Source organism: Haladaptatus sp. CMAA 1909 (genome assembly GCF_043952005.1).
Taxonomy (GTDB): domain Archaea; phylum Halobacteriota; class Halobacteria; order Halobacteriales; family Haladaptataceae; genus Haladaptatus.
Window position 1 is genome coordinate 2,322,587 of the sequence record NZ_JBIOAV010000001.1, and the last position, 21,270, is coordinate 2,343,856.

At 61.9% G+C, this 21,270-nt stretch carries 18 protein-coding genes, 1 tRNA gene and 1 other RNA gene; 9 read left to right on the plus strand and 11 right to left on the minus strand.

Annotated elements, in window-relative coordinates; genetic code table 11:
* Position 1: 1 nt before the first annotated feature.
* The 4 genes from trpB to ACGYLY_RS12750 form a co-directional block, all read right to left on the minus strand.
* The gene (trpB, locus tag ACGYLY_RS12735) at positions 2-1,171 is read right to left on the minus strand and encodes a tryptophan synthase subunit beta (protein WP_395281246.1); all 1,170 of its coding nucleotides are present in this window, start codon (positions 1,169-1,171) and stop codon (positions 2-4) included.
* Positions 1,172-1,259: 88 nt separating this feature from the next.
* Positions 1,260-2,765, minus strand: coding sequence for an FAD-dependent oxidoreductase (locus ACGYLY_RS12740; RefSeq protein ID WP_395281245.1), 1,506 nt, complete (start codon positions 2,763-2,765; stop codon positions 1,260-1,262).
* 56 nt (positions 2,766-2,821) lie between these two features.
* Complete coding sequence (locus tag ACGYLY_RS12745; RefSeq protein WP_395281244.1) at positions 2,822-4,447, minus strand: alkaline phosphatase family protein; 1,626 nt, start codon at positions 4,445-4,447, stop codon at positions 2,822-2,824.
* A gap of 156 nt (positions 4,448-4,603) precedes the next feature.
* Positions 4,604-6,028, minus strand: a complete 1,425-nt coding sequence (locus ACGYLY_RS12750) for an MATE family efflux transporter (RefSeq protein ID WP_395281243.1) — start codon at positions 6,026-6,028, stop codon at positions 4,604-4,606.
* A 214-nt stretch (positions 6,029-6,242) separates the two neighbouring features.
* Here ACGYLY_RS12750 and ACGYLY_RS12755 point away from each other — a divergent pair, with 214 nt between their 5' ends.
* The gene (locus ACGYLY_RS12755; protein ID WP_395281242.1) at positions 6,243-6,407 is read left to right on the plus strand and encodes a hypothetical protein; all 165 of its coding nucleotides are present in this window, start codon (positions 6,243-6,245) and stop codon (positions 6,405-6,407) included.
* A 313-nt stretch (positions 6,408-6,720) separates the two neighbouring features.
* Here the strand turns inward: ACGYLY_RS12755 and ACGYLY_RS12760 are convergent.
* Together ACGYLY_RS12760 and ACGYLY_RS12765 are read right to left on the minus strand one after the other, a co-directional pair.
* Positions 6,721-6,793, minus strand: a tRNA-Arg gene (locus ACGYLY_RS12760).
* A 144-nt stretch (positions 6,794-6,937) separates the two neighbouring features.
* Positions 6,938-7,513 carry a 2Fe-2S iron-sulfur cluster-binding protein gene (locus ACGYLY_RS12765; protein ID WP_395281241.1) on the minus strand — a complete coding sequence of 192 codons (576 nt, stop codon included), beginning with the start codon at positions 7,511-7,513 and terminating at the stop codon, positions 6,938-6,940.
* Between the two features lie 170 nt (positions 7,514-7,683).
* Here ACGYLY_RS12765 and ACGYLY_RS12770 point away from each other — a divergent pair, with 170 nt between their 5' ends.
* Positions 7,684-8,436 (plus strand): FkbM family methyltransferase, encoded by a 753-nt coding sequence (locus ACGYLY_RS12770; RefSeq protein ID WP_395281240.1) that lies wholly within the window; start codon positions 7,684-7,686, stop codon positions 8,434-8,436.
* Positions 8,437-8,487: 51 nt separating this feature from the next.
* On the opposite strand, the gene gnd is transcribed toward ACGYLY_RS12770, so the two are convergent.
* The 3 genes from gnd to ACGYLY_RS12785 form a co-directional block, all read right to left on the minus strand.
* Entirely contained in the window at positions 8,488-9,387 is a 900-nt protein-coding gene (gene gnd / locus ACGYLY_RS12775) for a phosphogluconate dehydrogenase (NAD(+)-dependent, decarboxylating) (protein WP_395281239.1), read from the minus strand.
* A gap of 380 nt (positions 9,388-9,767) precedes the next feature.
* Complete coding sequence (locus ACGYLY_RS12780) at positions 9,768-10,376, minus strand: CAP domain-containing protein (RefSeq protein ID WP_395291256.1); 609 nt, start codon at positions 10,374-10,376, stop codon at positions 9,768-9,770.
* Entirely contained in the window at positions 10,267-11,037 is a 771-nt protein-coding gene (locus tag ACGYLY_RS12785; protein ID WP_395284193.1) for a hypothetical protein, read from the minus strand. Before ACGYLY_RS12785 ends, ACGYLY_RS12780 begins: the two co-directional genes overlap by 110 nt.
* Positions 11,038-11,326: 289 nt before the next feature.
* On the opposite strand from ACGYLY_RS12785, the gene ACGYLY_RS12790 reads away from it, so the two are divergent.
* The 6 genes from ACGYLY_RS12790 (at position 11,327) to ACGYLY_RS12815 (ending at position 18,392) form a co-directional block, all read left to right on the plus strand.
* On the plus strand, positions 11,327-11,521 hold the full coding sequence (locus ACGYLY_RS12790) for a hypothetical protein (RefSeq protein ID WP_395281238.1): 195 nt from the start codon (positions 11,327-11,329) through the stop codon (positions 11,519-11,521).
* 152 nt (positions 11,522-11,673) lie between these two features.
* Positions 11,674-14,337, plus strand: coding sequence for a valine--tRNA ligase (locus tag ACGYLY_RS12795; RefSeq protein WP_395281237.1), 2,664 nt, complete (start codon positions 11,674-11,676; stop codon positions 14,335-14,337).
* A gap of 259 nt (positions 14,338-14,596) precedes the next feature.
* The gene (locus ACGYLY_RS12800; RefSeq protein ID WP_395281236.1) at positions 14,597-15,673 is read left to right on the plus strand and encodes a metal ABC transporter substrate-binding protein; all 1,077 of its coding nucleotides are present in this window, start codon (positions 14,597-14,599) and stop codon (positions 15,671-15,673) included.
* The gene (locus ACGYLY_RS12805) at positions 15,670-16,407 is read left to right on the plus strand and encodes a metal ABC transporter ATP-binding protein (protein ID WP_395281235.1); all 738 of its coding nucleotides are present in this window, start codon (positions 15,670-15,672) and stop codon (positions 16,405-16,407) included. Before ACGYLY_RS12800 ends, ACGYLY_RS12805 begins: the two co-directional genes overlap by 4 nt.
* Positions 16,400-17,221, plus strand: coding sequence for a metal ABC transporter permease (locus tag ACGYLY_RS12810; RefSeq protein WP_395281234.1), 822 nt, complete (start codon positions 16,400-16,402; stop codon positions 17,219-17,221). The genes ACGYLY_RS12805 and ACGYLY_RS12810 overlap by 8 nt, the downstream gene beginning before the upstream one ends.
* A gap of 73 nt (positions 17,222-17,294) precedes the next feature.
* Positions 17,295-18,392 (plus strand): aminopeptidase, encoded by a 1,098-nt coding sequence (locus tag ACGYLY_RS12815; protein WP_395281233.1) that lies wholly within the window; start codon positions 17,295-17,297, stop codon positions 18,390-18,392.
* A 308-nt stretch (positions 18,393-18,700) separates the two neighbouring features.
* Here the strand turns inward: ACGYLY_RS12815 and ACGYLY_RS12820 are convergent, their stop codons facing one another.
* Positions 18,701-19,729 (minus strand): matrixin family metalloprotease, encoded by a 1,029-nt coding sequence (locus ACGYLY_RS12820; RefSeq protein WP_395281232.1) that lies wholly within the window; start codon positions 19,727-19,729, stop codon positions 18,701-18,703.
* A gap of 401 nt (positions 19,730-20,130) precedes the next feature.
* Positions 20,131-20,550: RNase P RNA component (gene rnpB, locus ACGYLY_RS12825), an RNA gene on the minus strand.
* Positions 20,551-20,666: 116 nt separating this feature from the next.
* Between rnpB and ACGYLY_RS12830 the strand changes: the two genes are divergently transcribed.
* On the plus strand, positions 20,667-21,269 hold the full coding sequence (locus tag ACGYLY_RS12830) for a TIGR00296 family protein (RefSeq protein WP_231184967.1): 603 nt from the start codon (positions 20,667-20,669) through the stop codon (positions 21,267-21,269).
* Position 21,270: the final 1 nt, after the last annotated feature.

The window sequence follows — 21,270 nt, forward strand, 5'->3', positions numbered from 1 at the left end:
GTCAGTCCCCGAGGTCGAACATCTCGGCGGTCTGTTCCATGTCCTTGTCGCCGCGTCCGCTCAGGTTGATCAGAATCACGTCGTCCTGGTCGCGCTCCTCCGCGAGTTGCTTCGCCAGCGCGACGGCGTGGCTGGATTCGAGTGCGGGGATGATTCCCTCCAACTCGCTCAGTTCGCGGAACGCGGCGAGGGCCTCGTCGTCGGTGACGCCGGTGTACTCACAGCGGCCGGTTTCGCGGAACCGGGCGTGTTCCGGGCCGACGCCGGGATAGTCCAGTCCCGCCGAGACGGAGTGGACCTCCACGTCGTCGTTCAGAATCCGGGTCCGCATCCCGTGGAGGATGTCGGTCTTTCCGTTCGCCAGCGGGGCCGCGTGGCGGGTCGAATCCGACCCATCACCGCCGCCCTCCGCACCGTAGAGTTCCACGGGGTCGTCACGGAACGCGTGAAAGAGGCCGATTGCGTTCGATCCGCCGCCGACACAGGCGACCGCCGCGTCGGGCAGTTCTCCCGTCTCCTCCTGAATCTGGCGTCGCGCTTCCACGCCGATGACGGACTGAAAGTCGCGGACCATCCGGGGGAACGGATCGGGGCCGACGACGCTGCCGACGAGGTAGTGGGTGTCGTCCACGTTGTGCGCGAAGTCCTCCAACGCGGCGTCGACAGCATCGGCCAACCCGGAGTCGCCGCGGGTGACTTCGTTCACCTCCGCGCCCATCAAACGCATGCGGAAGACGTTCATCTTCTGGCGCTCCACGTCCTTTTTCCCCATGTAAATCTCGGTGGGGATGTCGAGGAGAGCGCCGACCATCGCGGTGGCGGTGCCGTGTTGACCCGCACCGGTTTCGGCGATGAGTCGGTCCTTCCCCGCCTGCTTGGCCAGTAGCGCCTGTCCGAGACAGTTGTTGATTTTGTGTGCGCCGCCGTGGAGCAAGTCCTCCCGCTTCAGGTAAATCTGTGCACCGTACGCCTCCGAGAGCCGTTCCGCGTGATAGAGCGGCGTCGGCCGTCCCGCGAAGGATTCGAGCAGTCGTCCGAACTCGCGCTGGAACGTCTCCGTTCCCGAAATCTCGTCGTAAGCCTGTGCCAACCCTTCGAGCGGTTCTTCGAGCGGTTCGGGGACGTGTCGGCCACCGAACGTTCCGAACTCGGTTGAATTCTGCTGGGACATGGGAGAAGGATATCCCTTCCATGAACATAAGTCTACCCCAATGGACAGAAGAGACCACTAATGAACATATATGTCTCGGCCGTGACCGCTATTTCTTCGGAAGGTCGCGAACGGCGGGGCCGCCGAGAAGTGTCCCGTCGTAATCGAAGCGCGACCCGTGGCACGGGCAGTCCCACGACTTCTCCGCGTCGTTCCACTCGACGACGCACTTCAGGTGTGGACAGACCGCGGAGACGCGGTGACGTTCCCCACCGTCGTCGCGGAATTCGGCGACGGGTGTGCCGTCCTCACGGACGACCCGTGCCTCGCCCCGGGCAAGCGATGCTCCCGCTTTACTCGGTTTCGACACCCAATCCTCGACGAAGCGTTTTCCGACGTTCGCGTTCTCCCTGGCGAGCGAGGAAAGGTCCGACAGCGGCGGCAATCGCCCCGGATCGAACGCGTCGGCCCATTCGCTTCCATCGCCCGCGATTTCCTCGGCGAGGACACGACCCGCCGCGATACCGCCCGACATTCCCCACCCGCCGAACCCCGTGGCGACGTAGACGTGCTTCCGCCACGGCGCGGCGCGGCCGACGAACGGCACGCCGTCCACCGAGCGGTAGTCCTGCGTCGACCACCGGTAGGCGACCTCCTCGACATCGAACCGTCGTCTCGCCTCCCGTTCGAGCGCTCGATAGCGGTCCGCGGTCGAACCCCCCTGTCCGGTCTTGTGATTCTGCCCGCCGACGAGGAGGAACGATTCGTCCTCCGTCTCGTGTTGTCGGACGGAGAAGTACGGTTCGCCCGACCGGTAGAACATCCCCTCCGGTTTCGGGTCGCGCGTCCGAACGGCCAGCACGTACGACCGTTTCGGATAGTTTCGAGCGAAGTAACCTGCGGGGTCCAGTATCGGGAAGTGCGACGCGAGGACGACGTCGGTGGCTCTTACCGTTCCACCCTCCGTCTCGACTTCGCACGGAGAACCCGCCCGAACGTCCGTCACTCGCGTCCCTTCAAAGATGTCACAGCCACCCGCCGCTACTTCCTCCGCCACGCCGAGGAGGTACTTCCGCGGGTGGAACTGCGCTTGGTCGTCGAATCGAACCCCCGCCACAGCGTCCGAAACGGTCGGCACTTCTTCGACGAACGACGCGGGAAGGCCGACGCTTCGAGCGGCATCGACCTCCCGCCGCACGTCCTTTCGGTCGTTTTCGTCGGAGACGTACGTGTAGGCGGGTCGTCGCCGGAGATCACAGTCGATAGTCGTCGCCCGTTCGACGACGGTTTCGATGGCCGCCTCGTTAGCGGCCGCGTACTGTCGGGCGCGCTCGCGCCCGAACCGTGACCGGATCCGGTCGTATTTCAGTCCGTGCTGACTCGTCAGTTTGGCCGTCGTCCGCGCCGTGACGCCCGAACAGACACGGTCGGCTTCGAGGACGGCAACCGTCTTTTCCGAATCCATCAGCTCCGCGGCGGTGGAGAGGCCGGCGATACCGCCGCCGACAATCGCGACGTCGACGTCGATATTGGTTTCGAGCGAACCGTAGTCGGTTCCCTCCGTCGTCTCCAGCCAGAGCGATGCGCCTTCACCCGGCAAATCGTTCGCGTTCATTGAAACCCCGGACTGGATTCGATAGTCGTCGAGATAAGAAAGGTGGCCGTTCGGAGTTACTGCATGTAGCCGAGGTCCGCCAACCGCTCTTCGACGTCCGCGTCATCCTCCATCGAGACGGAGTCGTCCTCGTCATAGGCGGGGTAAGACTGCGCGCCGGCGTCCTCGACTATCGGGATGACGCTGCCGTCCATCCGGTCGCTGTACGGGATTCCGAGCGCGGACATGACCGTCGGGGCGACGTCGAAGAGGTGCGCTTTGGTCGGCATCGAATCCGCGTCGATTCCCTCCCCCTTCGCGGCGACGATACCTTCGAGTTTGTGATTCCACGGTTCCGTCGGCGGCGCGAAGTAGTCGCCGAGCAGTTGTGCCGAGAGGAACTGTCCCATCTCGTTCGGAATCGTCACGATGTCCGGCGCGTTGTCCGCGTTCTTCCCGTGGAAGTACGTCTCGCGCGGCGCGACTTCCCCGAATATGGGTTCGCCGTCCGGGGTTTCGACCCCGCTGAGTTTCTCGATGAGTTCGTCACGAACCTCGTCGTACCGATCCGGCGGAACGATGCCGTTCGGTTCGCGCCCTTGGAGGTTGATTCGCACGCCGAGTTCGGTTCGGGCGCGCATGTATGCGGCCGACTTCGGGAAGTCGACCTGCTCGTTCGCCGTCCGCGCCACGTTCTTTGGCGCGTACTGCTTCGCGATGTCCGCGAGTCCGACCTTCTCCAACCCGGTTCGAATCCGGTGGGCGGTGAAACCGAACTGGGCCGCCTTCGCCGCCATCCGTTCGAGCGTGTTCGGTTCCCACGTTTTCGTCTCCTTCCCCTCCCGAAGTTCGTCCTGAATCGGGTTCCACGACGGCATTCCGCGGCCCCCCTTTCGAGCCTTCACGTAGCCCTCGTCGCGGAGGAACTCGTTGACGCGGAACTCGTACTTCTCGTACGGTCCCATTCCGTGGTCGCTCGCGATGAAGACGGTGTCCGGGTCGCACTCTTCGAGGAGTTTGCCGACCTGTCTGTCCGTCTCCTCGTAGACGGTCTTTACCTTGTCCCAGTCGCCGTCGAACTCGTGGAAGACGGTGTCGGGCTTTTGAAACTGGACGAAGCCGAAGTCGGGTTCGTGTTTGTCGGCTAAATAGCGAAACGCCTCGCCGCGCATTCGAACGAGACTCGTGTACTCGTCCATCTTCTGTGCGTCGGTGTAATCGGATTCCTCGCGGGAATACGTCGGGTACACGCGGTACTCGCCGATGGCGTCGCGCACCTCGTCCAACAGTCCCTCGGGGTGGCAGCGCGGGTCCTCGGGACCGATGAATCCCGGGATGAGCGCCCCGTCGATTTCGTCCGGGGGGTGCGTGACAGGGACGTTCACGACGACGCTCGTGAGGTCGTGTTTGTCCAACAGCGTCCAGATGGCGTGTTCCTCGACATCGCTGCCGCTGACGACGTGAAAGTCGTATCCGTCGTAGGCGACGAACCCACAGACGCCGTGTTTCCCGGGGTTGACCCCGGTGTACAGCGACGGCCACGCGCTCGGCGTCCACGGCGGCATCTGTGATTCCAGCGGTGCGGCAACCCCGCCATCGCAGATAGAGCGGATGTTCGGGATAACGTCGTCCTCGTACAGGCGTTCGAAAACTGGCAAGCATCCGGCGTCGATTCCGATGATAAGAACGTTTACGTTGCTCATTTTCTATCACCCAGACAGTAGTTCCGACCCGCGGCTTTCGTTTCGTTCGCCAAGCAAGGGGTGTCATCTTGCAGTGCGACGGTCGCCAGACTCATTGAAGGCACCTACACTCTCCAATCATTTTATTATGTTACTCTTAAACTGGACAGCCGATCGTTATTCGCCTTTGCCGTCGGTAACCGTAACGCCGGGGTCGTCGATAACCGTACGCTTCCACGTGCCGCGAGTAAACCATAACGCGGCGAGGAAGGCACCGATTATATTTCCGCAGGCCATGCCTACCCAGACGCCAGTCGGCCCCATATCGCGGACGAACGCGAGGAAGTACACCGCCGGGACCCGACCCAGCCAGAGGGTTATCATCGAAAAGGCCATCGCCAGTTTCGTGTTCCCCGCGCCGCGGTACGCACCGAGGAGGACCTGTAAAACCGCCATGAACGCGAACTCGGCGGAACGAATCCGAAGATACTCGCTGCCGAGTCGGATCGTCGTATCCGCCTGCTGAGTTCCCGTCGCCATGAAAACGCCGACTATCGGCCGTGGGAACAGCAGTGCAACGATTGCAACGATGAGCATCACCCCGGCACCGACCTTCGCCGCGAGCCAAACGGCCCGCTCCGCGCGGTCCGGTTTCCGCGCCCCCAAGTTCTGCCCGACCATGGTGTTCGTCGCGCGACCCAACCCCATCGCGGGGAGGAAGACGAGCGACGCGAGACGGTTTCCGAGGCCGTAGGCGCTGACGACGGGCGGCGCGAACTGGACGACCATCGCGGTCAGCGAGATCATCGCCAGCGAACTCGTGGACTGTTCGAGCGCGCTCGGCGTCCCGATACGGACGATTTTCCAGATGAGATCGAAGTCGGGGACCAGATCGTCCGATCGAACGGTCGGCCCCGCGTCGGTGAAAAACAGGACGTACAGGCCGAGAACGCTCGCCACGGCGCGTGCCGAGATGGTGGCGAGCGCTGCACCTTGGACGCCCATGCCGTCGAGCGATCCGACGCCGAAGATGAGCAGCGGGTCGAGGACGACGTTGACGGCCACGCTGACCATCATGATCCGCATCGGCGTGCGCGTGTTGCCGTATCCACGCATCAGGGATGTGAAGACGAAGAAGCCGAACAGGAACGGCAGTCCGAGGAAGTACGTCTCCATGTAGCGCCGCGCGAGCGGAACGACCTGAACGGTCGTCGCCCCCTGCGAGGGCATCAACGTGAGCATCGGCTCGGTGAGGAAGTACCCGGCGATTCCGAGGAGGACGGCGAGAACGGACACGAAGGTGAGGATTTGGCCCGCGACCTTGCCCGCCGACCCCTCGCTGTCCGCACCGGTAAACTGGGCGACGAGGATGCTCCCTGCAGTCGTAAACCCGCCCGCGACGGAGATGAGGAAGAAGATGAGCGGAAACGCGATACTCATCGCACCGACCGCATCGGACGACAGTCGACCCAACCAGAAGGTGTCCGCGACGTTGTACATCACCTGCAACAGTTGAATGACGACGATCGGCCACGCGAGTTCGAACATCGGTCGCACCAGCCCACCGTCCGTGATAGAGCTGCTGGGCTGTGTGCTGGTCATCGTACTTTCGAAACGAAATAGGTCCGTTTCAATATTTCGAATCGCAAACGGGTCGGTAAGATGTGCCGCAGTCCGCCGACGCGTTGGTGGTCGTTCGGTCGTTTCCGTCGCGAGTACGGCACCATACGCGCACGAAATCGGCAAATAGCGTGAAACGCCCCAGCAGCGGGTTAAACGGTTACTAAGCGGGTTTTAACACGTCGTTTCGAGCATCGTGATTCCCCGCTCTCCGAGCGGGTATCCGATAGAGACGCGGTTTCGCGGACGGCGTCGTCACGGGGATTACCGTTTCAGCCGTGCGATGGCGCTGGCGGGCGTCGAACCGGAGGCAAAGCGCCCCTCCTCGGTCCGAGCCACCCATTCGTGGCGGGAAACCTGACGGACGACGGCACACTTTGAGGGATTCCGGACCGCGTATTCTGGAAAGCACTCGAAGGGCATACGCCAACCACAGCGGCCGAAAAATTAAGTAATTGCCAGCTACGAACCGAGTAGCAACCCCCTGAAGCGCGATATCGACGAGTAAGGACGGCGTTACTAGGGTCCGTTTCGGCTCACGGGTGTCACGAAATGAACGGGCGCGACGGGATTTGAACCACGCCCGAGAACCTGCGCTCCGCGCAGAACCTCGGTCTGCTGAAAATCCGTCTTGGAGTCCGGTTTCGGCTCACCGTCGTTCACCGAAACGCGTACGGGCGCGACGGGATTTGAACCCGCGACATCTTGGTCCGGAACCAAGAACTCTGTCCACTGAGCTACGCGCCCTCACCCGTTCCTTCGTGCAGAAGGGCTTTAGTTTTGTGACTCCGCCATCTCGGCCACCGCTCCCCGAGAAAGAAACGAACGGTCGGAAAACGGAATAGATATCGTACGTCGGGAGAAGTTCCGAGATGAAAGCGAAGAGCGTCGTTACGGCGTTTCGTTCGTCTCGACGCCGATGTCCGCCTGTGGGTAGGCGGTGCAGGAGAGGAAATACCCCTTTTCGAGTTCGTCGTCGCTCAGGGTGTCGTTGTTGCTGTGGACGATGTCGTCGGGTTCTCCGTCGGCGAGTTTCGCACCACAGGACAGGCACTGGCCCTCCCGGCAGGAGTACGGCAGGTCCCAGCCCTCGTCCTCACCTGCTTCGAGGATGGTTTCGTTGCTGGCGACTTCGATGGTTTCGCCCTCGTTGACGTACTCGACTTCAAAGTACTCGACTTCGTCCTCCGGGATGGCGGACGGGTCGAAGCCCGTATCCTCTTCTTCCTCACCCTCACCCGCGAGTTCGCCTTCCGCGCCGCCGCCGATGGCGACCGCACCGCCACCACCGATGGAACGATTCATCGGTTCGGGGAAGTCGGTTTCGGGAACGCTCGCCGCCCGCTGGTCGAGCACTTCTTGGGAGATGTCGTCCGCGATTCGCCACTCTGTACCCTTCGTGTAGTGCAGAGCCACCACGATGAGGACGAGTAGTAGCCCGAGTCCCAGACCCAGTTCGTTTACCATATGGCGGTGGCTACGGAACGGTGGTTTAACAGCATTGTGATTGACGCGGATGTGTGGCGTCACCGAACGGCGGACATGGGGGGAGACGGACGAGTTGGTCGTGGCATCGGTGGAAGCCAAAGCACATGTCGGACATGCACACTTATATTCGAGGGGGGGATTCTGTACATATGCCAGACGTCATCGCGGACGCGGTATCGAAACTTCCGCGGTCGGTCATTACGACGTTACAAGATACGCCGGTCGAAGACCTCTATCAGTACAGCCGATATCTGACGGTCGACGTGCGGGAGATTCGATTGACGAAAGGGTCCACGACGGAGTCGCTCTATGCGCCGAAACGCTCGCACCTGTATCGGATACTCGGTCGCGGCGACGAGTACGAACCGCAGTTGACGGCTGCCATTGCCGACGAGTTCGATGCCAATGACACGTTTTACGATGTCGGGAGCCAGTTCGGGTACTTCACCACGTTGGCCAAGGCGTGCGGCGTTCCGAGCGAGCGAATACACGGGTTCGAAGCGAACGACTACCACTATCGCGTCCTGAGCAGGACGCACGCAATGGATGACGCATCCATCACTCAGGCGTACGTCGGGGAGCGAACGACGACGGAGATGCTGGCGCTCGAAACGTACGACGGAGACGACCCGAACGTGGTCAAAATCGACGTCGAAGGGTACGAGTACGGCGTTCTTCGGGGAATGGGGGAGAAACTGGACGACGTCCGATGTCTGTTCGTCGAAATTCATCCGAGATTTCTGGCGCGAACGAACAGCAGGCCGTCGGACGTGTTCGAGTTGCTACGAGACGAAGGGTTCGAACTGACCGCGACGGAGCATCGGGAGGAGAACGCGTGGGAATCGCTTTCGGACGCGGAACTCCCGCAAGACCACGCGTACTTGCTCCGAGCGAAGCGGTAACGACGCGAAAGAACCGCAGGGAAACCCGCCCGAAGTGGCGAATGAACCCGCTCAGTCCCGTTTCACTTCGTGCCGACCGAACCCATACCGGAGTCGGTTCGCCAGTCGACGCGAGAAGCGACCTTCGGCGGGCGAACGACTGCCGAACCGCTCGGAAAGCGCCTCGTAGATGAGCGGCACCGGGACCTCCTGTTCGAGCGCCTCTTGGACCGTCCACGTGCCGGTCGAACCGCCAGCGATGTGGTCGGCCACGTCGCCCAAGTCGGTTCCCTCCTCGCGGAACGCCTCCTCACAGAGTTCGAGGAGCCACGAGCGGATGACCGCACCGTTGTTCCACGTTCGGGCGACGGCCTCCAAATCGAGGTCGTACCGACCCTCGTGGAGGAGTTCGAACCCTTCGCCGTAGGTCTGCATCAGCGCGTACTCGACCCCGTTGTGAACCATCTTGACGTAGTGGCCCGACCCCGACTCGCCCATTCGGTCGTGGCCGTCCGGCCCGGTTGCCACGGCGTCGAATACGGGCGTCAGTTCCTCGTAGGCCCACTCGGGTCCGCCGACCATCAGCGAGAATCCGAGTTCGGCACCCGCCGGGCCGCCGCTCGTCCCGCAATCGAGGTAGGCCGCCGACGTCGTCTCCGCTCGGCGCACGGAGTCCTCGAAGTAGGAGTTGCCGCCGTCCACGACCACGTCGTCGCCGTCGAGATACGGTTCCAAGTCTTCGAGCGCGGCGTCCACCGGTTCCCCGGCGGGAACCATCAACCAAATCCGTTTCTCCTCGCCCAGTTGCTCGGCGAGGTCGGCGACGGAATCGGCCGGTTGCGCACCCGCCTCGGCCGCGGACTCGACGGCCTCCTCGGCCACGTCGTAGGCGACGATGTCGTGTCCGGCAGCCAGCGTTCTGTCCACTACGATTCGACCCATTCGCCCCAAACCGATGACGCCCAGTTGCATGGAAGTAGGTGGAGGTGGGGGTGAGGTAGGGATTGCGGTTCCGGCCGGGTGTCAGGCCGAAGTGGACCGGGAAGGAACGTCTCGAAGTATCGTTGAAAAGCGGTAGTACGCAGGTCTTGCCGTTCCGGTCGTCGAAACCGATGTTCAGCCGATAGCCAACCCGCCGAGGATGCCGGCGATCAGGAGCAGAAAAAGGAGCACGATGACTCCCTTTCGAGTTTTTGGATCCATTTCCATCATAAATTGAAGTTCTACATTTATAATATTATTTCAGTATTTATTGCATTTGGAGGTGAGATAATGGGGGACCGAATGGATCTCACCGGGGGAACGTTCGCATCGTCGCGGCAAACGCGGGTTCGACGTGGCGCATATCGAACCTAGCAGAAGTTCTGGGTGGCGTACACCTTCCCTTCGTCGGTAACGACGATGCCGATGCCTTCGTTCCGCCACTCCGGCGTCAGGATGTTCTCCCGGTGTCCCTGTGAGTTCATCCACTGCGTGACGATGGCGCGAGCGAGTTCGTCTTCCGTGGTGTACCGAACCGTTCCGTCCGCAGTCGTGACACGCACGTCGTACCACGTCTGCGCGATGTTCTCGCCGCCCGTAAGATATCGACCGTCACCCGCCGACGCGCGGCAGGTGTGGTCGAACCGGTCGTAGCGGTCCGCGAAGTTCTCCCCCTCGGGCGACGTGTGAGAGAAGTAGTTCCGCGTCGCCATGTCCTCGCTGTGATAGCGCGCGATTTCGCGGAGGTCGGTGCTGAACGCGAGCGGTTCCAGACCCCGGTTCGACCGCTCCTCGTTGACATACGTGTGAACGAGTCGCTCGACGTCTCCCCTATCGATGCCGTTCGATGTCGATGGCGGCGTGGTCGTATCAGTCGTGGCGGTAGTCGTCGCAGTAGTCGTCGCAGTAGTCGTCGCAGTAGTCGTCGGTTGGGTAGTCGTTGCGGTAATTGACGACTGGGAAGTCGTTGTTGGCGGAATCGTGGTCGACGTCGGTGGCGTCGTGGTCGTCGTTTGTGACGCTACCGTCGTAGCCGTAGGGATATCTGGGTCCGTCGTCTCGGTCGTTGTCGTCGGAGAGGACGTCGTTGTGGGAGGAGTTGTCGTAACCTGTGTCGTCGTGGTTTCCGGTGTTGTCGAGGACGAAGGGACGACCGTCGTCGTTGCAGGTGCCGCTTCTACTGACGGCGTTGTCGTCGGTGCGGTCGATATCGGAGCGGTCGTCGGCGAGCGCGTGGTCGATGAGGGTACGGTCGTGGGAGTCGTTGCTGGCGAGGTAGATGAAGAGGGAGTCGTATGAACGCTCGTTGCGGATGACGTCGGAACTCGCTGGCGTGGTTGGGGTTCGTGTTCTAGCAACTGGGTCAACCAGTAAAACAGGCGCCAGAAGTCGTCCCCGAAACGGCCCGTTTCGAGGGACGTGCTGGGTTCGGAGACGTCCGAAGAGTCGTGATTCACGGACGAGTTCGGTTCGTCGGTCGCAAAAGCGGACGGAGTCGCCCTCGAAACGAATCCCGACGCGCCGGTGCTCGTAAGGAGAAGAACGAGAAACGCCAACGAGAGGCCGGTGGAGAGCGACCGTCGAGTCATCTCCACCCCCGTAGCGTGTTCGCGGCCGTGAATCGCTGCGGTTCGAACCCATCGAAACGTCGTCGGGACCGTTCGTCGTTATTCCGATCCGAATAGCGCGCCATCATAAGAATATCTGGCCGAAGTACAACATAATATTTTGCATAATCCCATATTGAGTTCAGATAGTTAATGAGAATACGCCGGTGATTCACGAATAGAAATATATGAGTGGGGACAGTCGTCAATCGCGGATGATCCGGAACGATCGAAACGATACGGTTCGTTACTATCGGTCGGATCGGCGAATTATTTTCATCGTTGGGGCAAACAAATAACACCGCTGAAGTCGAACGGGAGGTATGGATGAGGAGAGAATCGTCTTGCGACTCAACCTCGTTATCGCCCTCCTTTGTATGTTAGTCGTTCTTATTTCGATACCGTACCTCCTCTTCATCTACGACCACTTTCCGAACTTCCTGTACGCGGTCATCACCGCGCTCGCGACGATGGGGGGACTCGTCCTCCTCCGGACGTATCGAACCGTTCGGAGTTGATTCAGGCGGGAAATGGACGGGAACCTTTATCAGCGCCCACACTCAGAGTCACAAGTATGAGCGCGATGGTGTCGGTAGTACGTCTCTAGCGCAGGCAGCGAGCCGATAGTGTTTCTCACCGATTCACCATTCAGCGACAGCAATTTGCAGCCATGACTGACGTTCCAAACGACTACGAACCAGAGCGTATCGAGCGAAAGTGGCGGGAAGAGTGGCAAGGCTCCGACGTGTACACCCCCGACGGTGACTTGGAGTACGTCATCGACACGCCGCCGCCGTACCCCACTGGCAACCTCCATATCGGGCACGGACTCCAGTGGAGTTACATCGACTTTGCGGCGCGTTATCACCGTCTCAAGGGCGAGGAAGTCCTGTTCCCGCAGGGATGGGACTGCCACGGACTTCCGACGGAAGTGAAGGTCGAGGAGAACCACGACATCCACCGGACGGAAGTCTCCCGCGAGGAGTTCCGCCGACTCTGCATCGAGCACACCGAAGAGCAGATAGACTCGATGAAGGAGACGATGAACGAGTTGGGCTTCTCCATCGACTGGAACGCCGAGTTCCGCACGATGGACCCCGAATACTGGGGGAAGACCCAGCGCTCGTTCGTCGAGATGGAAGACTCCGTCTACCGCGACGAACACCCCGTCAACTGGTGCCCGCGCTGTGAGACGGCCATCGCGGACGCGGAGGTCGAAAACGAGGACCGGACGGGGACGCTCTACTACGTCACGTTCGAGGGCGTGGACAACGACGATAGCGAGGAGCGAAGCTCCGCTGACTCCGCGGCGGAGCCGCGGAATATAGAAATCGCCACGACCCGTCCCGAACTGCTCGCGGCGTGTGTCGGCATGGCCGTGGACCCCGAGGACGAACGCTACGCCGACCGAATCGGCGAGACGTTCGAGGTCCCGCTGTTCGGACAGGAAATCGAACTCGTCGGCGACGACGACGTCGACGGAGAGTTCGGAACCGGCGCGGTGATGATCTGTACGTTCGGGGACAAACAGGACGTGGACTGGTGGGCCAGACACGAACTCGACCTTCGACCCGTCTTCACGGAGGACGGCCACCTGAACGAACTCGCGGGTGAGTTCGAGGGCCTGACCATCGACGAGGCCAAGGCGGACGTCGCCGACGCCCTCGCGGAGGAGGGCTACCTCAACGATTCGGAACCCACCGAGCAGTCCGTCGGCACCTGCTGGCGGTGTGACACACCCATCGAAATCCTCTCGAAGGAACAGTGGTTCGTCGAGGTCGACTCGGACGAAATCGTCGAGAAGGCGAAGGAAGTCGAGTGGATTCCCGACCACATGTACGCCCGCCTCGAAGAGTGGGCGGACGGCATGAGTTGGGACTGGGTTATCTCCCGCCAGCGCGTGTTCGCCACGCCGATTCCCGCGTGGGAATGCGAGGAGTGCGGTCACTGGCACATCGCCGACATCGACGAACTCCCGGTCGACCCGACGGAAACCGGCCCCGCAGTCGGCGACTGTCCCGAGTGCGGTGCGGACTCGTGGACGGGCGAGACCGACGTGATGGACACGTGGATGGACTCGTCCATCACGCCGCTTCACATCAGCGGATGGCCCGTGGACCTCGAACTGGACGAGTTCGAACCCGTCGCACTCCGCCCGCAGGGCCACGACATCATCCGAACGTGGGCGTTCTACACGCTCCTCCGCGTCGGCGAACTCACCGACGAGCGCCCGTGGGACGAAATCCTCATCAACGGCATGGTGTTCGGCCCGGACGGCAACAAGATGAGCAAGTCCCGCGGCAACGTCGTCACGCCGACGGACGCCGTCGACGAGTACGGTGCGGACTCGGTTCGGCAGGCGTTGGTCCTCGGCGGCCAACCCGGAAGCGACGTCCAGTTTCAGCCGAAGGAAGCCACCTCGGCCTCGCGGTTCCTCACCAAAATCTGGAACATCCTCCAGTTCTCGGCGAACCACTTCGACGAGAACACGCCGACCATCAGCGACCCGGCTTACCGCGACGCGGACCGCTGGATTCTGTCCCGGCTTTCGAACACCGCGGAGAGCGTGGCCGACGACATGGAACGGTATCGCTACGACCGGGCGCTCAGAACGCTTCGGGAGTTCGTCTGGGAGGACCTCGCGGACGACTACCTCGAACTGGTGAAGGGCCGCCTGTACGAGGGACGGCCGGGCGAGCGCAACGCCGCGCGCCACGCACTGTACACGTGTGTCTCGTCCGTCGCTCGGATGCTGTCGCCCTTCTCGCCCTTCTTCGCCGAGGAGGTGTACAGCTACCTCCCCGGAACCGAGGAGAGCGTCAATCTGGCCTCCTGGCCGGACGTCGAAATGCGGGACGAGGAAGCCGAACTCGCGGGCGAAATCATCGCCGAAGTTGCGAGCGAAGTCAGGGCGTGGAAGTCCGACGAGGGAATGGCCCTCAACGGCGAACTCGGCCGCATCGAACTGTACGCCGACGCCGAGCGCCACCCCGACACCTACGACCTGAGCGAAGCGGTGAACGGCCCGGTCTACCTCGAAGAGGGGCGACCGAACGTGGAACTCGCGCCGGTCGGTGTCAGCCCCGACCACTCGTCCATCGGGCCGAAGTTCCGCGACAAGGCGGGTGCGGTCGTCGGCGCGCTCGAATCGACGGACCCGGCGGAACTCAAGGCGCAGGTGGACACGCACGGCGAAATCACGCTGGATGCGGCGGGCGAAGAAGTCACCCTCGACGGCGACTGGGTGGAAATCGAAGAGGAGTACCGCGCCGAAAGCGGCGAGGAAGTCGAAGTGCTGGAGACGGAACACGCGACGGTCCTCGTCTTCCCCTGAAACGGCGGATTCGACGCTCCGCGATTTTTTGACGATCCGTTTCGTGCGGTGACGCCGACGTCTCCGGGAGTGCACCCCACGAGTGGCGACGCTTCCGACCGGAAGTTCCATCTCTGCCGGTCGGAGACCAGTGGCGATGCCCGATCAGTAGCGATACTACACCGGCCCGATGAGAGTGGCGAACCGAGACATATTAACAACATCTAGCACCGAGATAGCAGAAGTTATTAACTATGGGCCAAGAATTGTTAATAACCTGATGACGAACATCACTCGAAGACGCGCCATCGAACTGGGAACTGCGTTGTTCGCGAGCGGAACCTTCGCCGGTTGTCTCGGGTCGTCCCCCGGCGGGAAGACTGACGATTCGAACGCGATACAGACGTCGTTTTTCGTCCTCACCGATTTCACGAGAAACGTCGTGAACGACGCCACGACCGTCGAAAGCTTGGTGCCGGTCGGCCAGCACGGTCACGGTTGGGAACCGTCGGCACAGGTCCAGCGGGACGCGATGGAGTCCGACGCCGTCGTCTACATGGGAGACGGGTTTCAACCGTGGGCGGACAGGATGGTTGAGAACGTCGAGAAGGAACGGCCGGAGATTCCCATAGTCGCGGCCAGACGCGGGATTTCCCTGCTTCCCGCGCCGAGTCACGGAGAGAACCACGACGGTGAACACCACGAAGACGAGGAGGACGAACACGACGGCAAAGGTCAGGGAAACGAAACCGTGAACGACCACGAGAAGAACGGAACCGGCCACGAGCACGGTGAAAGCGAAACGGGACACGGCCACGGAGCGAACGACCCCCATTTCTGGCTCGACCCGCAACGAGCGAAGCAGGCCGTTTCGAACGTCGAAGACGGGGTTTCGAAAGTGGACGGCGTTTCCGGCGATTCGTTCGCCGAAAACGCGAGGGTGTTCAGGGACAGGGTGGACGAACTCGACACAAGGTTCGAATCCGAACTCGAATCTGCGAAGCGGAGCGCGGTGCTGGTCGCGGGACACAACGCGTTCCAGTATCTCGGCGAACGGTACGGGTTCGACGTTCACGCCCTGACGGGACTCGCGCCGGACTCCTCGCCGAGTCCCAAGGACGTCCGGCGTGCGCAGGAACTCATCGACGAACACGATATCGAACACGTCCTCGCGCCGGTGTTCGAGTCGGACCGGGCCGCCAAACAACTGGTTTCGGAAACCGACGCGAAAGACCACCTGCCGATCACGCCGATTCCGGGCGTCACGAAGGAGTGGAACGAGAAGGACTGGGGATACGTCGAAATCATGGAGCAGGTGAACCTCCCGTCACTGAGAACCGCGCTCGGAGCGAAATGACGGTCGCGGAACTCGCCCACGTGACGTTCGGGTACGGCGACCGACCGGTCCTCTCGGACGTTTCGCTGACGGTCGATGACGGCGAATTCCTCGGAGTCATCGGACCGAACGGGTCGGGAAAGAGTACGCTCCTCGAACTCGTTCTCGGGGTACAGACGCCAGACGAGGGGAGGGTTCGTCTGTTCGGTAAACCACCCGAAACGGGAAGAAAAGGCGGTCGAGTCGGCTACGTCGCACAGAACGTAACTGCGGTTTCGGGAATGCCCGTAACGGTCAGGGAGGTAGTCGCTACGGGTCGGAGTTCACACCTCGGGTTCGGATTCGCCGGGGAGAAAGACCGGGACGCCGTCGAGAACGCGATGGAAATCGTCGGGATTTCCGCCCTCGCGGGCCGCCGCGTCGCCCGTCTCTCCGGCGGCCAGCAACAACGGGCGTTCATCGCGCGCGCGCTGGCCGCCGACGCGGACGCACTCGTGTTGGACGAACCGACGGTCGGCGTCGATGCCGAGTCCAGAGGGGAGTTTTACGGCCTCCTCCGCGACCTGAATCGGGATGGCTTGGCCGTCGTCCTCGTGGAACACGACATCGGCGTCGTCACGGAACACGCGGACAGGATTGCCTGTCTGAATCGGAAGCTGTACTTCCACGGCGGGACCGACGAGTTCGAAGCCAGCGACGTGCTGACGGACGCTTACGGGGCGAACCAGCGGCGACTGCACCACGACCATGATTGATATCGCCGAGATGCTGAGCTATCGGTTCATGCGCCTCGCGCTCGTCGCGGGACTCTGTGTCGGCCTCGTCGCGCCGCTCGTCGGGTCGTTCCTGGTTCACCGGGGGATGGCGCTCATCGGGGATACGCTGGCCCACTCGGCCTTCGCGGGAGTCGCAGTCGGATTGTTCCTCGGAAGCCTGAACGTCGGCGTGTCGCCGTATCTCAGCGCGCTCGTGGTGGCGGTGCTCGCGGCGTTGGCGATACAGGTGCTCGCGGAACGGACCGACGCGTACGGCGACGTGTCGATGGCAATCGTGTTGTCGGGTGGGTTCGCCCTCGGAAGCGTCCTCATCAGCCTCGTGGATGGTGGAATCGCGGTCGGCATCGACCGGTACCTGTTCGGCAGTCTGGCGACGGTCACGGCCGACAACGTCTCGGTAATGGTCGTGTTGTCCGCGTTCGTAGTCGGCGTCGTCGCCGTAACGCGACGGCAGTTGTTCGCCGTCACGTTCGACGAGACGGCGGCCCGCGTCTCCGGAATCCCGGTCCGCCGCTACAACCGCCTGCTCGTCGTGTTGACAGCGTTGGTCGTCGTCGCGGCCATGCAAATCATGGGCGTCGTCCTCGTCGCGGCGATGCTCGTTGTCCCCGTCGCCACGGCATCACTGGTTGCCGGAAGCTTCCGACAGTCGCTCGGTATCGGCGTCGTCGTCGGAGAGATCGCCGTCATCGTCGGTATCACGCTGTCCTATGCGTACGGGCTTGCAGCGGGCGGAACCATCGTACTGACTGCAATCGGCGCGTTCGTGCTGGTGTCCGTCATCGTTCGATGAGAAGCGTCTTTAAAACGAGATTGCCGCATCGCAAACCGCGAGGACTTTTCTACCGGTCTCCGACTGTCGTGGTATGGACGACCGAGTTCACGAACACGCCGAAGTGCTGGTCGATTGGAGCGCACGGGTCGAAGAGGGAGACGACGTCGTCGTCATGGTCGACGAGGGCGCTCACGACCTCGCCGTCGCCGTCGGCGAGAAACTGGGCGAACGAAACGTGAATCTGCTGACCCTGTACAGGTCCGACGAAATCGTGCGTGCGTACCTCCGGGCACACGACGGCGACTTCGACGAAAACCCCGCACCCGAACTGGCGATGTACGAGAACGCTGACGTGGTACTCGTTCTCGGAGCAAGTCGAAACACGATGGGAAAAGCCGACGTTCCGGGGGAGACGAAGCAGGCGTACGAAAAAGCGCGGGCGCTCATTCGAGAGACTCGCCTGGGGACGGATTGGATTTCGACGCTGCACCCGACTCGCGCCCACGCACAGCAGGCAGGGATGGCCTACGAGGAGTATCGGGACTTCGTGTACAGCGCCGTCCTCCGCGACTGGGAGTCGCTGGCCGAGGAGATGGGGAAGATGAAGACGCTGCTGGACGAGGGAAGCGAGGTCAGAATCGTCACGGAGGACACCGACATCACGATGTCCATCGAGGGACGAACCGCGGTCAACAGCTGTGCGTCGGTGGCCTACGACTCGCACAACCTGCCCAGCGGCGAGGTGTTCACGGCACCGCACGCGACGGAGGGCGAGGTGTTCTTCGACGTGCCGATGACACACCAAGGGAGCCGCATTCGGAACGTCCACCTCGCGTTCGAGGACGGAGAGGTCGTGAACTTCAGCGCCGAAACCGGCGAAGACGTGTTAGCCGACATCCTCGACACGGACGAGGGCGCGCGCAGACTCGGCGAACTCGGCATCGGGATGAACCGCGGCATCGACCGCTTCACCGACAGCGTCCTGTTCGACGAGAAGATGGGCGACACGGTCCACCTCGCGGTCGGACGCGCCTACGACGCCTGCCTTCCCGAGGGGGAGACGGGCAACGACAGCGCCGTCCACATCGACATGATAACCGACGTGAGCGAGAAGTCGCGGATGGAAATCGACGGCGAAGTCGTTCAACGCAACGGCACCTTCCGGTGGGAAGACGGGTTCGAGGGGTAGGTTTCGAGCGGTAGTACCGCGAGCGAGTGCACGAGCGAGCGGGAGTTTTTGGGTCCAGATTTTTGCGAGGAGTGGTCGGTGAAGCCGACCCGACGAGTAAAAAGGTGGAACGCGCACCTTCCGGTGGGAAGACGGGTTCGAGGGGTAGGTTTCGAGCGGTAGTACCGCGAGCGAGTGCACGAGCGAGCGGGAGTTTTTGGGTCCAGATTTTTGCGAGGAGTGGTCGGTGAAGCCGACCCGACGAGTAAAAAGGTGGAACGCGCACCTTCCGGTGGGAAGACGGGTTCGAGGGGTAGGTTTCGAGCGATTTACGTCCACCACTCGCTTCGTTTCTCTCGCTCGGAAGCGTGTCGGAACGGGGGAGCGAGTTCCGGTTCTTCGAGTCCGAATCCGTAGCCCAACCAGTAGCCGACGTACCAGCCGACGGCGTCCGTATCGACGCCCGAAATAGAGATAGTCAACCTGTCGTACTCCTCCAGCGCGCCGTCTCGGTCCGGGTCGGTCCCGCGGACGCCGCCGCACGAACCGGTCGTTCCCGGACTGCACGGGAGGGTGTCGGGGAACTGAATCAGGATGTCCGCCGCCGACCGGTCGTCGGTGAACGTGAACGAGACGTTCGAAGGGACGGTTCCGGCCGCGCCGTCGGCGTAGTAATCGAGCGCGTGGCGGACCTGTCGTTTCACGGCCGGACGGTCCGCCGTCTGGCCGAGGTAGACGGTGAACGACGCGTCGGCCCACGGCAGGTCGCGGTTCGTCGCGTCCGTCATGGGACGGGCGGCGAGCGCGGCCTCGGCGGCCATGATGGACTGCGGCGCGGAACTGTGGTTCAACCCGAGCGTGTGCCCGAGTTCGTGTTTCAGGATGAGGACGGTCGACTCGTTCGAAAACGAGTCATCGACGTCGATTTCCATAGGCGGGGAAATCTGTGCGGCGTCGGTGATGTACGGTGCGCACCCGACGGCGTGGTTCACGCGGGGGCAACTCTCGACGGAATCGACGAAGTTGACGACGAGGTCCGGGTTCTCGGCGTTCGGGGCGAAATCGTACTGAATCGAGTAGCCCGCGTACTGCTCGCTGTTGTGCTCCCAGTAGTCGAGCGCTTTCCGAACGTCCGCGGTGTAGTCGCGCGAACCGCTCGCACTGTCGTTGATGGCGACCGTCACCGAACCGCCCCACGGATTCGAGAGGTCCGCGACCGCTCCCGTTCCAGTCACGGTTTCCGACTCACCCGTGGGAGGATCCTCCGTCACCGTGTGTGTCGTCACGCGGCCGAACTGCGTACCGGCACACCCCGACAGGACGAGACAGACGACGAGCAAGCACGCGCGCCACTTCATTGCTATCGTTTTTGTCCGTCGTGCTATCAAATCTTCCGCCTTCGGAAACGACAGTTGATGAATGTAATGTGTTTGGGAAATTATTAGACTGTACCTAAGAGCGGTTTTTTCTACCAGTCCGAGGGCGGTAATGGCCGATTGAACGACGATGTCAGACGTTCCCATTCGTTCCGGCGGACGTTTCAAACCGACAGGTGACGCTTTTGAACCGTTCAATTCGTTAATTTTCTGTTGAATATGGAAACTGTGCATAACCATCGTTCTCACTTATTGGGTGTGCTATCGTTGCCCGAACTGGGCAGTATGACGTACATCAAAGCAAGCGCCGCCTTGGCGGTCGTGGCAATAGAAATACTCGCTGGGGTCGCATTACTGGCAGTCGCGTTCGGAATATGAATGACGGCTGAGGGGAGTAAGCCCCCTTCTGTTCGGCCCAGTATTCGGCTTAGCGTCCGAACCATCTCCGGACGTGGTCCGGAGGCGTATCGGGATTCCCGATACGTGACCGGGCTACCAATATGGCACGGACTTGCACCGGCAAGGATTCACCGTTCCACCCATTCTTCGCGGTCGACGTGCTGACAGTGCCACCACGCTTCCCTCGGTGGGTTAACTCCCTCCCCTCTCGGGTCGGTTCGCACACCTCATCGGTCGCGCGAAGCGGTCTCGTTTCTGTTCCAGAGCCAGTGGTCTCCCACTCCGGACTTGCGTCCGGTTGCCTACCCGGCTGGTGGGGGGACTTTCCTCACGTAGGTACCGAATCGGTACCGTCCGCACGCGACGGTCGTCGCGTGCACCGCGGAAACCGGGCTCCCTCTGCCGAGGAAAACTAGCCGTTGCACGCGTTTAAGCCGTTCGATACGGATAGTCACGTCCGCTTAAAGCCAGCCAAGATGAAGGGAAGCGTTGAAGATGTTACTGTGCATAAGCTATCTGTATGTCTGAGGCACAGGCAGTAACCCTCACCTATGAGGATGGCACGCGAGCAGTCGAACTCGCACGCGAGGCAGTAAATTCCTACGTTATCAACGGACAACGAGAACAGCCCGGAAGCATGCGAGAGGCGTTCTACGCACGCACCGGCGTCTTCGTCCGGCTCGAATCCACCCGCGGCCGCGGAAGTCTCCGCGGGTGCGCAGGTGCCTACGACACGAGCGAACAGTTAGGGCACGCAATCGTCGATTCGGCCATCGCGGCCGCGAGCGAGGATTCCTGCGGGTCGGAGATCGAACCGGCCGAGTTGTCCAACCTCAACATCTCCGTCTTCATCGTCGAAGACACGCTGTTGAGCAACGACCCGGCAAACGACATTCGACTGGGCCGACACGGCGTCGCCGTCGAGGGTCGCGGAAGCCGAGCATGGATGTACCCAACGCTCCCCGTCGAACACAACTGGAGCACGTTCGAATACCTCGACCGAACGTGTCGAAAGGCCGGACTTCCCCACGGCGCGTGGGAGGACGACGATGTGATGGTAACGCTCGTCGATGGTCCCGTGTTCCGGGAGCGAGAACCGGAAGGAAGCATCGAGCGGATATAAC

Bases quoted from the DNA above. Each gene is read 5' to 3' on its own strand.
- trpB (WP_395281246.1), bottom strand. From the start codon at position 1,171: ATGTCCCAGCAGAATTCAACCGAGTTCGGAACGTTCGGTGGCCGACAC.
- ACGYLY_RS12740 (WP_395281245.1), bottom strand. From the start codon at position 2,765: ATGAACGCGAACGATTTGCCGGGTGAAGGCGCATCGCTCTGGCTGGAG.
- ACGYLY_RS12745 (WP_395281244.1), bottom strand. From the start codon at position 4,447: ATGAGCAACGTAAACGTTCTTATCATCGGAATCGACGCCGGATGCTTG.
- ACGYLY_RS12750 (WP_395281243.1), bottom strand. From the start codon at position 6,028: ATGACCAGCACACAGCCCAGCAGCTCTATCACGGACGGTGGGCTGGTG.
- ACGYLY_RS12765 (WP_395281241.1), bottom strand. From the start codon at position 7,513: ATGGTAAACGAACTGGGTCTGGGACTCGGGCTACTACTCGTCCTCATC.
- ACGYLY_RS12770 (WP_395281240.1), top strand. From the start codon at position 7,684: ATGCCAGACGTCATCGCGGACGCGGTATCGAAACTTCCGCGGTCGGTC.
- gnd (WP_395281239.1), bottom strand. From the start codon at position 9,387: ATGCAACTGGGCGTCATCGGTTTGGGGCGAATGGGTCGAATCGTAGTG.
- ACGYLY_RS12785 (WP_395284193.1), bottom strand. From the start codon at position 11,037: ATGGGTTCGAACCGCAGCGATTCACGGCCGCGAACACGCTACGGGGGT.
- ACGYLY_RS12790 (WP_395281238.1), top strand. From the start codon at position 11,327: ATGGATGAGGAGAGAATCGTCTTGCGACTCAACCTCGTTATCGCCCTC.
- ACGYLY_RS12795 (WP_395281237.1), top strand. From the start codon at position 11,674: ATGACTGACGTTCCAAACGACTACGAACCAGAGCGTATCGAGCGAAAG.
- ACGYLY_RS12800 (WP_395281236.1), top strand. From the start codon at position 14,597: ATGACGAACATCACTCGAAGACGCGCCATCGAACTGGGAACTGCGTTG.
- ACGYLY_RS12805 (WP_395281235.1), top strand. From the start codon at position 15,670: ATGACGGTCGCGGAACTCGCCCACGTGACGTTCGGGTACGGCGACCGA.
- ACGYLY_RS12810 (WP_395281234.1), top strand. From the start codon at position 16,400: ATGATTGATATCGCCGAGATGCTGAGCTATCGGTTCATGCGCCTCGCG.
- ACGYLY_RS12815 (WP_395281233.1), top strand. From the start codon at position 17,295: ATGGACGACCGAGTTCACGAACACGCCGAAGTGCTGGTCGATTGGAGC.
- ACGYLY_RS12820 (WP_395281232.1), bottom strand. From the start codon at position 19,729: ATGAAGTGGCGCGCGTGCTTGCTCGTCGTCTGTCTCGTCCTGTCGGGG.
- ACGYLY_RS12830 (WP_231184967.1), top strand. From the start codon at position 20,667: ATGTCTGAGGCACAGGCAGTAACCCTCACCTATGAGGATGGCACGCGA.